Genomic DNA, 11868 nt, shown 5'->3' with positions numbered 1-11868 from the left:
TTACTATATATGATTTAAAAATAACCGTATCTCTTTTAAATGAGATACGGTTATTTTTTGTGGGTATATAGAATAGGTACTAATTATGGATAACTTAAATGAATAATTTGGATAGGGGTGAGAGTATGCGATTAAGTGAACTAAGCGGGAAAGAAATTGTTAATTTAGAAAGAGCAGAAAAAATGGGGGTTTTAGGTTATGTGGATTTAGAGGTTGATGAGAAGGATGGACAAATACAGGCTCTTATTATACCTGCTGGGAAATGGGGAGGTTTCAAAAAGGAACCACAAGAAATAAGAGTAGCATGGAGGCAAATTAAAAAAGTGGGGCATGATATGATTCTTTGTGATATTACAGATCGTTCAAATTCGAAGTGAAAGATGGCCATTTTGGTCATCTTTTTTTGTTCATTTTACTCAGAGCAAAATCCAACAGAATATCTTTCCTATGCCGAATTTTGAGGTAGGGCCTTCCTACATACAAATAGCGGGATACATGATAGGTGCTTTTGGTTTTTCAATCACCTAAAACTCGTACATTACATATGATGTGGAGGAAAAAGAAAAAGTAGGCACTTTTCTTATAAATGACAGAAAAAGAAGGTGAATTAGGGAATGTTGACTGAGATGCATATTGCTGTCATAGGAGGAGATGCAAGACAGCTAGAAGTAATTCGCAAGCTCGTTGAATTGGATGCGAAACTTTCATTGATAGGGTTTGATCAGTTAGACCATGGCTTCACAGGGGCAGCAAAAGAAAGTATACAAAATTTAGATTTCACTTCTTTAGATGCAATTATTTTGCCAGTTGCAGGTACAAATGCCAAGGGAGAAGTAGATACTATTTTTTCAAATGAAAAAGTTTCTATAACGAAAGAACAAATTGAAAATACACCAGAACATTTTACTATATATTCAGGTATTGGTACGCCTTACTTGGAAAATCTCGTATCTACTACAAACCGTAAACTAATTAAATTATTTGATCGTGATGATGTGGCAATCTACAATTCTATACCAACTGTAGAAGGTACATTAATGATGGTAATTCAACATACCGACTATACAATTCATGGTTCTAATGTAATGGTTTTAGGATTTGGTAGAACAGGGATGAGCGTTGCCAGAGCATTTCAATCATTAGGAGCCCATGTCAAAGTTGGAGCAAGACGATCGGAACATATTGCACGTATTACAGAAATGATGTTTTCTCCTTTTCATATGCAGAACATTGAGAAAGAAGTAGGGGATATCGATATTGTCATTAATACAATTCCACATCTCGTTGTGACAGCGAATGTCATTTCAAAAATGCCGGCTCATACGTTAGTAATTGATTTAGCTTCTAAACCAGGCGGTACCGACTTTAGATATGCAGAAAAAAGAGGAGTCAAAGCGCTGTTAGCACCTGGATTACCAGGTATTGTTGCTCCAAAAACAGCAGGACAAATTTTAGCGAACGTTCTTTCTCAGTTATTAGCAGAAGATGTAATCGCAAGAAAGGAGAATGGGGAATGAATTTAAAAGGGAAAAGAATAGGGTTTGGTTTTACGGGTTCACATTGTACGTACGAAGAAGTAATGCCTCATTTAGAAAAGTTAATTGCTGAGGGAGCTGAAGTGCGTCCAGTTGTTTCTTACACTGTTCAATCAACAAATACGAGATTTGGCGAAGGGGCAGAATGGATTAAAAAGATTGAAGAAGTAACAGGTTTTAAAGCGATTAATTCAATCGTTGGCGCAGAACCACTTGGACCTAAAATCCCATTAGATTGTATGGTAATTGCTCCTTTAACAGGAAATTCTATGAGTAAATTTGCGAATGCAATGACAGACTCTCCAGTACTAATGGCAGCAAAAGCGACGCTAAGAAATGGCAAGCCTGTCGTATTAGCCGTTTCGACGAATGATGCTTTAGGGCTTAATGGAGTAAATCTCATGCGCCTAATGGCCACAAAAAACATCTACTTCGTCCCATTCGGTCAAGACGCACCAGAGAAAAAACCGAACTCAATGGTAGCACGCATGGAGCTGCTTGAAGATACAGTATTAGAAGCACTGCAAGGGAAGCAATTGCAACCGGTTGTCGTAGAAAAATTCAGATATATGAATTAAAAAACGAAAAAAAACGGACAATTTTTGATGAAACCATCATTCTTACTGTAGAATATGATAAAATTAACGTTATTAAGATTAGAAGGGGTATTCTATACTCCTTCTCATTCTAAGTTATAGAAGGATTGGTATCTAGAAAGGGGCATAGTGATGGAAAAGCAAAAAACTTTTCATGTCGCTGTAGTTGGAGCAACCGGCGCAGTTGGTGAACAAATGTTAAATACTTTAGAGAAACGAGAATTTCCAATCGGGAAGTTAACGTTACTTTCATCTAAACGATCTGCAGGTAAGAAACTTGTATTTAAAGGCGAAGAATTTACAGTTCAAGAGGCAACTCCTGAAAGTTTTGAAGGAGTAGATATCGCACTATTTAGTGCTGGTGGATCTGTATCAAAACAATTAGCGCCAGAAGCAGCAAAGCGCGGTGCGATTGTTGTTGATAATACAAGTGCATTCCGTATGACAGAAAACGTGCCACTTGTTGTACCTGAAGTAAATGAAAACGACTTAAAAGAACATAACGGTATTATTGCAAATCCAAACTGTTCTACAATTCAAATGGTAGTAGCTCTTGAGCCAGTTCGTCAGCAATATGGTTTAAAACGAGTAATCGTTTCCACATATCAAGCTGTATCAGGTGCTGGTGCGGCAGCGATTGAAGAACTTCATGAACAATCACAAGCAATCTTAAATGGTGAAGAAGTGAAGGCGAATGTTTTACCTGTATCAGGTGATAAGAAACATTTCCCAATTGCTTTCAACGCGATTCCACAGATTGATAAGTTCCAAGATAATGGATTTACATTTGAAGAAATGAAAATGATTAATGAAACGAAAAAAATTATGCATATGCCAGAGCTAGAAGTAGCGGCAACATGTGTACGTTTACCAGTTGTATCAGGTCACTCTGAGTCTGTTTACATTGAAGTAGAAAAAGAGGGCGTAACAGTAGAGGAATTAAAGAACTTACTTGCAAATGCGGAAGGTATCGTTCTGCAAGATAACCCAGAAGAGCAATTATATCCAATGCCAGCTACTGCAGTAGGTAAAAACGAAGTATTCGTTGGAAGAATCCGTAAAGATTTAAATAACGATAAAGGATTCCATCTTTGGGTCGTATCTGATAACTTATTAAAAGGCGCTGCATGGAATTCTGTTCAAATTGCAGAGCGCTTAGTAAAATTACAATTAGTGTAAACGGCTAAGAGAAGGTGCAAAATATGAAAATTATTGTTCAAAAATTTGGTGGCACATCTGTACGTGATGAAAATGGACGTAAGCATGCGCTTCATCATATAAAAAAATCGCTAGATGCGGGTTATAAAGTAGTGACTGTCGTATCTGCTATGGGTCGTAAAGGTGAACCATATGCAACTGATACGTTGTTAAGTCTTGTAAATCAAGAGGAATCTCACATTTCTAATCGTGAGCAAGATTTATTATTATCATGCGGAGAATTAATCTCAGCAATCGTTTTCTCTAACATGTTAAATGAGAACGGTATAAAAGCGGCGGCATTAAATGGTGCACAAGCTGGTTTTGTAACAAATGATGATTTTACAAATGCTAAGATTATTGAAATGAATTGTGATCGTATACACGAAGAGCTAGAAAATGTAGATGTAATCGTTGTGACAGGATTCCAAGGACAAACGAAAAAAGGTGATACGACAACACTTGGACGCGGAGGTAGTGATACTTCAGCTTCAGCTTTAGGTGTTGCGCTTCATGCTGAATATATCGATATCTTCACAGATGTAGAAGGTGTGATGACTGCGGATCCTCGCATTGTAAAAGATGCACGTCATCTTCAAACTGTAACGTATAACGAAATTTGTAACATGGCATACCAAGGTGCAAAAGTCGTTCATCCACGTGCAGTTGAAATTGCGATGCATGCAAAAGTACCGCTTCGTGTACGTTCTACGTACTCTGATAGTGAAGGTACGCTTATTTCAGCATCTGACGGCGCTACAAAAGGCCGTGATGTAGAAGAACGTCCTGTTACAGGTATTGCACATGTATCAAATGTGACGCAAATTAAAGTACTTGCAAAAGAAACAGCATATGATTTGCAGCAGCATGTGTTTAAAGAAATGGCGAATGAAGGAATCAGTGTCGATTTAATTAACATTTCACCTACTGGGGTAGCTTATACGGTGAGTGATAATGTATCAAATCGTGCAGTTGAACTATTACAAAACCTTGGATATGAGCCAATTGTGACAGAGCATTGTGCGAAAGTATCTATTGTAGGAGCTGGAATGGCAGGATACCCAGGGGTTACTGCGAAAATCGTTACAGCTTTAGCTGAAAAAGGTATTCAAATTCTGCAATCAGCAGATAGTCATACAACTATTTGGGTTCTTGTAAAAGAAACTGATTTAGTGGAGGCTGTAAATGCATTACATAGTGCGTTTGAGCTTTCAAAAGAAAAGCAACTGGAACAATAAGGAGTGAGACCATGATAGATTTTGGGACAATTGCAACCGCGATGGTAACACCGTTTGATATAAACGGCAATATCGATTTTGCAAAGACAACGAAATTGGTAAATTATTTAATTGATAACGGTACAACAGCAATCGTGGTAGGAGGAACGACAGGAGAATCTCCTACATTAACTTCAGAAGAAAAAGTAGCGTTATATCGCCATGTCGTATCTGTTGTCGATAAAAGGGTGCCCGTAATCGCTGGAACAGGTAGCAATAATACGCATGCTTCTATTGACTTAACGAAAAAAGCAACAGAGGTTGGTGTTGATGCAGTAATGCTAGTAGCACCGTATTATAACAAACCGAGTCAAGAAGGAATGTATCAGCACTTTAAAGCAATTGCTGAAAGCACGCCGCTTCCGGTTATGCTATATAACGTTCCAGGACGATCTATTGTACAAATCTCCGTTGATACAGTTGTTCGTTTATCAGAAATAGAAAACATTGTTGCGATTAAAGATGCAGGCGGCGATGTGCTAACAATGACAGAAATCATTGAAAAAACAGCGGACGACTTTGCAGTATACAGCGGTGATGACGGTTTAACGCTACCAGCTATGGCAGTTGGAGCGAAAGGTATCGTTTCTGTAGCATCTCATGTTATCGGAAATGAAATGCAAGAAATGATTGCAGCGTTCCAAGCAGGTGAATTTAAGAAGGCGCAAAAATTACATCAATTACTTGTAAGAGTAACGGATTCATTATTTATGGCGCCAAGTCCAACACCAGTAAAAACAGCGTTACAAATGGTTGGATTAGATGTAGGTTCTGTACGTTTACCACTTCTTCCATTAACAGAAGAAGAAAGAGTAACGTTACAATCTGTTATGCAATCTATCCCTCGTTAATAAAAAATGACCTAGTATAGAACTAGGTCATTTTTTATTTGTATGAAAGTCTTTCCCTCTCTTTTCTTATCTTGCCTATATATGTTTTTATAAGATCATTAACTGGTTTTTCATTATATATTGCAACATGTAAAAGAAAATAATCTTAACCCTTTAAAGGAATTAAAAAGTCATAGTTATTTATAGAATGAACGCTTATATAAACGTAATAAAGTACCAATTCTATTTTTGAGAGTAATTACTTCAAATATGACGTAATTCATAAAAAAACTCCATTTTATAAGTATTTTTGTTCAATTCTAGAAAAATAAGTCTTTAAAATCTATATTATGAAATAAATTTAGAGTATTTATAGCTATTTCTTTAAAACGATATGGGGTACGAAATCGGAGTAAATATCAAGGACATCAGTTCGATAAGTTTGTTGGGAATGCGTTCTTTTCCTTTTTCTTTCGCACGATTTAACTTGTGTTCTATTTCTTGTATCAGGTATAATATGGCTAAGTAGCTTAGTACGGGTATGCTTAGCAAAATTGGTAAAAATTATAATTTGATTACATTTTCATATCATATCGAATAAGATATTTGATTTATATAATGAAAGAGAGGTGAAACCTGGTTTAAAAAATAAACAAGGACATGATATCGCATAACGGTAAGGACATTCGTCTTGGACGGTGAATATATGGTGGTTGTAGAGTTTCCCCTGGTGTCTCTGCAATTTTAGTGAAATCAGTGTTTGAAAGATTTTTAAACCAGGCAACAACATGAAGAGAAAAGAGAATGAGTCTGTTAAAGTATTTGCTCTTGGTGGAGTAGGTGAAATCGGGAAAAACATGTACTGTGTTGAAATTGATTCTGAAATCTTTATTGTAGATGCAGGGTTAATGTTCCCGGGAGATGAAATGTTTGGAATTGATATCGTTATTCCTGATATTACATATTTAGTAGAAAACCAAGAGCGAGTAAAAGGTTTATTTATTACTCACGGTCATGAAGATCATATTGGTGGCATTGTTTACGTACTTCGTAAATTATCAATTCCAGTGTATGCAACGAAATTAACGGTAGGACTTATACAAGAAAAACTTGGCGAAGCGGGTATGTTAGGCCGTGTAGATTTAAAAACAATCGATTCAAATTCAACAGTAGAGTTCAATACTACAACGGTGTCATTCTTTGGAACGACACATAGTATTCCAGATTCTGTTGGTGTTTGTTTCCATACATCAAAAGGTGCGATCGTATATACGGGAGACTTTAAATTCGATCAAACTCCAATTGGAAATAGTGGAGCAGACCTTGGGAAAATGGCTCAAATCGGAAATGAAGGCGTTCTATGCTTATTATCTGATAGTACAAATGCTGAGCGTCCAGGCTATACAGGTTCTGAAAAAGAAGTTGGTGTAGAAATTTCTAAAGTGTTCTACGGCGCAGAAGGACGTATTATCGTTGCTTCATTTGCATCGAATGTACATCGTATTCAACAAGTATTTGATGCAGCTGCTGAAACAGGACGAAAAGTAGCGGTTGTAGGACGTAGTATGGTGAAAGTGGTAGATATCGCAAGACGTCTTGGTTATTTAGATGTTCCAGAAGGTATGGTTATTTCACTACAAGAAGTAGACAATTTCCCAGAGAAAAAGGTAGCTATTTTAACGACAGGTAGCCAAGGTGAACCGATGGCAGCCCTTTCTAGAATGGCAAAGCAAGCTCATAAACAAATTTCAATTCGTAAAGGTGATACGGTTATTATCGCGGCATCTCCAATTCCAGGTAATGAAATATCTGTATCAAAAATTATTGACTTGTTATTTAGAGCGGGAGCTGAAGTTGTTTATTACGGTGAAAGAAAAGTTCACGTTTCAGGTCACGGTAGCCAAGAAGAATTAAAATTAATGTTAAATTTAATGAAACCGAAATATTTTGTACCCGTACATGGTGAGTTCCGTATGCAAAAAGCACATGCATACTTAGCTGAAGATGTAGGTATTGCAAGAGAAAATATCTTTATTGTAGAAAAAGGCGATGTAATTGCTTTTGGTGACGATGAAGCAAACTTAGTTGGCAAAGTGCAAGCTGGTAATGTGTTAATTGATGGATTAGGTGTAGGTGACGTTGGTAATATCGTTCTTCGAGATAGAAAAATGTTATCTCAAGATGGAATATTAGTAGTTGTTGTAACACTGGGTAAAGATGAAAAGAAAATTATCTCTGGTCCAGAAATCATCTCACGTGGATTTGTATATGTACGTGAATCAGAAGCGTTAATTGACCGCTCTACGGAGATTGTACGTATGATTGTTGAGCAATCAATTAAAGAATATTCAATTGAATGGTCTATGTTAAAACAAAATATTCGTGAATTATTAGGGCAGTTCTTGTACGAAGAGACGAAGAGAAAACCTATGATTTTACCGATTATTATGGAAGTATAAAAAAAATCACCTTTACGGGTGATTTTTTTTCTTTTTTCACTCTATCGAATGAAATTTATAACTTAAGAAATACTAATTATATACGAGTGAAAGGGGATGCGATATGACAGAACGTGATCGTTATACAAATGAAGAGAAAGAGGCTGAGCCGAAAGAAACCGGAAAAGAAGCTTCAATAGTGGAAAAAATTCAGCAGCTTGGACAAACGAATGTACCGCAAATGAATGAATCACGTATTCATTGTTTAACAATTGTTGGACAGGTGGAAGGTCATGTTCAGTTGCCACCGCAAAATAAAACAACAAAATATGAGCATATTATTCCGCAAATTGTTGCGATTGAACAAAATCCGAAAATTGAAGGCTTGCTTTTAGTGTTAAATACAGTTGGAGGTGACGTTGAAGCTGGGCTAGCAATTTCTGAGATGGTCGCTTCACTTTCAAAACCGACAGTATCTTTAGTTTTAGGTGGAGGGCATTCTATCGGTGTGCCGATTGCCGTTTCTACTGACTATTCATTTATTGCGGAAACTGCGACGATGACAATTCATCCGATTCGTCTAACAGGTCTTGTTATAGGGGTGCCGCAAACATTTGAGTATTTAGATAAAATGCAAGAAAGAGTCATTCGATTTGTGACGAAGCATTCGAAAGTAACGGAAGATCGTTTTAAAGAGCTTATGTTTGCGAAAGGAAATTTGACGCGAGATATTGGTACGAATGTAATTGGTGGAGATGCAGTGAAGTATGGTCTTATAGATGATGTCGGTGGTATCGGAAATGCAATCCGAAAATTAAACGAATTAATAGATAATCGCGCGGATGATCATGCAGAAGGGACAATGTTACAATGATTTTATATACAATTATGCCAGAGCAACTCGTGTATCCAGCCGATTATTCGCAATGTGAAAGTCAAAAAGTCGTAAATATAAATGGTGTTGAATTAATGGTTTCAGAAGAAGAACATGGGAGTTATTCTATTGTACGTGTGTTAAGTACCGATCCGCTTCACTACTTAGAGTTTGAGCCGGGACAGAAAATAACCTTTTAGCAAAAAGAAGGATTTTGTTTAGAAGCTATGGTATAATATAAAAAACAAGACGGTTGAGCAGCCATGAGAGGGCTGCTTTCTTCTGTTTATTTAACATTTTACAAGAAGTGTAAAAATAGAAGATATAAAGACCTGAAAAAATAGAGAAAACAAACATATAAGCAGAGTTTTTTAGGAATTTTTACTTATATGTAGATCACGAGGTGAAGAAATGGCAAAACAAAAGCAAAGAGGGACGAAGGCAAAGGCAAGACGTACGATAAAGCCAACTTTGTATTATGAAATCGTCGGTTTAACTCTTTTTGCACTTTCAATCATTACGATTTTACAGCTAGGCGTTGTAGGAAAATCGTTTGTGTTATTTTTTCGCTTCTTCTTTGGTGAGTGGTACATAATTGGTGTGTTAGGTGTAATAGCTTTATCCGTTTCATTCGTTATAAAACGTGGATGGCCGAACCTTTTAAATAAACGGTTAATCGGTTTTTATTTAATAGTATTGGCGATATTAATGTTTAGTCATATTACATTATTTAACCTTCTTACGAAAGATGGAGCAGTGCAAAATACTTCTGTTATTGTAAGTACGAAAGATAATTTCTTTCTTGAAATGAAAAAAGGGCCAGATAGCGTTCATTTAGGTGGTGGCATGTTTGGTGCACTTATGTTCGCCACTTGTTACTTCTTATTTGACGAAGTTGGAGCTTATATTATTGGTATTATTTTAGTTATTCTCGGTATACTTTGTATAACAAATAAGCATATTGGAGAAGTGTTAGCTCCAGTTGGTAGAATTCTTAGAAGTCAATTTCAAGTGATGCAAGGGGACTATAAAGATTGGAGAGCCAAAAGAACGGCTGAACAAACAGAAAAGAAAAAAACAACAAGAAGCACAAGGAGCAAACGTGCTGCAGAACATGAAGAAATTATTGAGCCGATGGAAGAAATCTCAATTGATCCTCCGATTATTTCGAATTTCACTGAGAATTATCCTGTAAATGAAGAAGAGGATAAACGAATTGAAGTAGAGGAAGAAGAGTTAATCACTTCACCGTTTATTGAAGAGGCTCCACCAGTTGAAGAGCCGAAGAAAAAGCGTGGAGAAAAAATCGTTGAATCGCTAGAGGGGGAAACACAAGCACCTCCTATGCAATTTTCAAATGTAGAAAATAAAGATTACAAGCTTCCTGCGCTTGATATATTGAAATTTCCAAAGAATAAGCAAGTTACAAATGAAAATGCGGAAATTTATGAGAATGCTCGTAAATTAGAACGTACTTTCCAAAGTTTTGGAGTGAAAGCGAAAGTAACAAAAGTACATAGAGGTCCTGCAGTTACAAAATATGAAGTGTATCCTGATATGGGAGTAAAGGTAAGCAAAATCGTCGGTTTAAGTGATGATTTAGCACTTGCGTTAGCGGCGAAAGACATTCGTATTGAAGCGCCTATTCCCGGGAAATCAGCTGTAGGAATTGAAGTTCCGAACTCAGAAGTCTCCATGGTAACGCTTAGAGAAGTTCTTGATTCTAAAGCTAACAATCATCCGGAAGAGAAGTTGTTAATAGGGCTTGGACGAGATATTACAGGTGAAGCTGTATTAGCCCGCTTAAATAAAATGCCCCATTTGCTAGTGGCAGGTGCGACAGGTAGCGGGAAAAGTGTATGTATTAACGGTATTATTGTTAGTATTTTAATGCGTGCAAAACCACATGAAGTAAAATTAATGATGATTGATCCGAAAATGGTAGAGTTAAATGTATATAACGGTGTGCCTCATTTGTTAACACCAGTTGTAACGGATCCGAAAAAGGCATCGCAAGCATTGAAAAAAGTTGTAAGTGAAATGGAGCGCCGTTATGAGTTATTTGCTCATAGTGGCACGCGAAATATTGAAGGATATAATGATTATATAAAAGAGCATAATAATCAATCAGAAGCGAAACAACCGGAATTACCTTATATTGTCGTAATTGTGGACGAGTTAGCAGATTTAATGATGGTTGCTTCGTCGGATGTAGAGGATGCGATTATGCGTCTAGCGCAAATGGCTCGTGCTGCCGGTATTCATTTAATTATTGCAACGCAACGTCCGTCAGTTGATGTCATTACGGGAGTTATTAAAGCGAATATTCCATCACGTATTGCATTCGCTGTCTCTTCTCAAACAGATTCTCGTACAATTCTTGACGGCGGTGGTGCAGAGAAACTGCTAGGTCGTGGAGATATGCTATTTATACCAATTGGTGCATCGAAGCCTGTACGTGTACAAGGTGCGTTTTTATCAGATGATGAAGTTGAGAGAGTTGTAGAATATGTTATTGGTCAGCAAAAAGCGCAATATCAAGAAGATATGATCCCGCAAGATGTTCCTGATACGAAGCAGGAAGTAGAAGATGAATTATATGATGAAGCAGTTCAGCTCGTAGTGGAAATGCAAACAGCCTCTGTTTCTATGTTGCAACGTAGGTTTAGAGTTGGTTATACGCGTGCTGCCCGTTTAATTGATGCAATGGAAATGAATGGTGTAGTAGGTCCTTATGAAGGTAGTAAACCACGAGAAGTGCTCATTAATGATGTACAAGAAAAAAGTTCATAAAAAAAGCCTAATTGTTTTTACAATTAGGCTTTTTTATATGCTGGTTTTGTTATATACTATATTCAGCGATAAAGAAAGGGCTTACATTTAAGGTGGTTCTTTAGAATACGAATACTTTGGTGTGGTTTTTTGTGAATGTTCGATATTTCATGTAGAAAAATGTTAAATTTTGTTGACACGTATGGGAGCAAGTGGTAAGATTACTTCGAAAAGAATCACTGCCTCATATAATCTTGGAGATAAGGTCCATAAGTTTCTACCTGGCAACCATGAATTGCTAGACTATGAGGGGAAAAGTGTGTAACAAAGGATGTAAGAGATCTTTGTG

General features: G+C 36.9%; 10 protein-coding genes and 1 riboswitch. All 10 genes read left to right on the top strand.

The annotated features are described in order from the left end of the window. Window positions 1-125 precede the first annotated feature (125 nt). Window positions 126-377, top strand: a complete 252-nt coding sequence (locus BAQ46_RS06620) for a YlmC/YmxH family sporulation protein (protein ID WP_001239753.1) — start codon at window positions 126-128, stop codon at window positions 375-377. A gap of 237 nt (window positions 378-614) precedes the next feature. Next, window positions 615-1517: a dipicolinic acid synthetase subunit A gene (gene dpaA / locus BAQ46_RS06615; RefSeq protein WP_000954725.1), complete on the top strand. Its 903-nt coding sequence runs from the start codon at window positions 615-617 to the stop codon at window positions 1515-1517. Next, on the top strand, window positions 1514-2113 hold the full coding sequence (dpaB, locus tag BAQ46_RS06610; RefSeq protein WP_001049480.1) for a dipicolinate synthase subunit B: 600 nt from the start codon (window positions 1514-1516) through the stop codon (window positions 2111-2113). The genes dpaA and dpaB overlap by 4 nt, the downstream gene beginning before the upstream one ends. 150 nt (window positions 2114-2263) lie before the next feature. Beyond that, window positions 2264-3310: an aspartate-semialdehyde dehydrogenase gene (gene asd, locus BAQ46_RS06605; protein WP_000414848.1), complete on the top strand. Its 1047-nt coding sequence runs from the start codon at window positions 2264-2266 to the stop codon at window positions 3308-3310. Window positions 3311-3333: 23 nt separating this feature from the next. Continuing rightward, window positions 3334-4566 carry an aspartate kinase gene (gene dapG / locus BAQ46_RS06600; protein WP_000692473.1) on the top strand — a complete coding sequence of 411 codons (1233 nt, stop codon included), beginning with the start codon at window positions 3334-3336 and terminating at the stop codon, window positions 4564-4566. Between the two features lie 11 nt (window positions 4567-4577). Continuing rightward, a complete protein-coding gene (dapA, locus tag BAQ46_RS06595) occupies window positions 4578-5456 on the top strand; it encodes a 4-hydroxy-tetrahydrodipicolinate synthase (RefSeq protein WP_000564761.1) in 879 nt (292 codons plus the stop codon). A 767-nt stretch (window positions 5457-6223) separates the two neighbouring features. Continuing rightward, the gene (locus tag BAQ46_RS06590; protein WP_000823084.1) at window positions 6224-7894 is read left to right on the top strand and encodes a ribonuclease J; all 1671 of its coding nucleotides are present in this window, start codon (window positions 6224-6226) and stop codon (window positions 7892-7894) included. Window positions 7895-7997: 103 nt separating this feature from the next. After that, entirely contained in the window at window positions 7998-8747 is a 750-nt protein-coding gene (gene tepA, locus BAQ46_RS06585) for a translocation-enhancing protein TepA (protein ID WP_000139815.1), read from the top strand. Further along, complete coding sequence (locus tag BAQ46_RS06580; protein ID WP_000605025.1) at window positions 8744-8947, top strand: YlzJ-like family protein; 204 nt, start codon at window positions 8744-8746, stop codon at window positions 8945-8947. Before tepA ends, BAQ46_RS06580 begins: the two co-directional genes overlap by 4 nt. Window positions 8948-9158: 211 nt before the next feature. After that, on the top strand, window positions 9159-11540 hold the full coding sequence (locus BAQ46_RS06575; protein WP_001118775.1) for a DNA translocase FtsK: 2382 nt from the start codon (window positions 9159-9161) through the stop codon (window positions 11538-11540). A 203-nt stretch (window positions 11541-11743) separates the two neighbouring features. Then, window positions 11744-11845: riboswitch (purine riboswitch) on the top strand. Window positions 11846-11868 lie beyond the last annotated feature (23 nt).

Origin of the sequence: Bacillus paranthracis (genome assembly GCF_001883995.1) — a bacterium.
Taxonomy (GTDB): Bacteria; Bacillota; Bacilli; order Bacillales; family Bacillaceae_G; genus Bacillus_A; species Bacillus_A paranthracis.
This window is presented reverse-complemented; position numbering and strand designations above follow the sequence as displayed.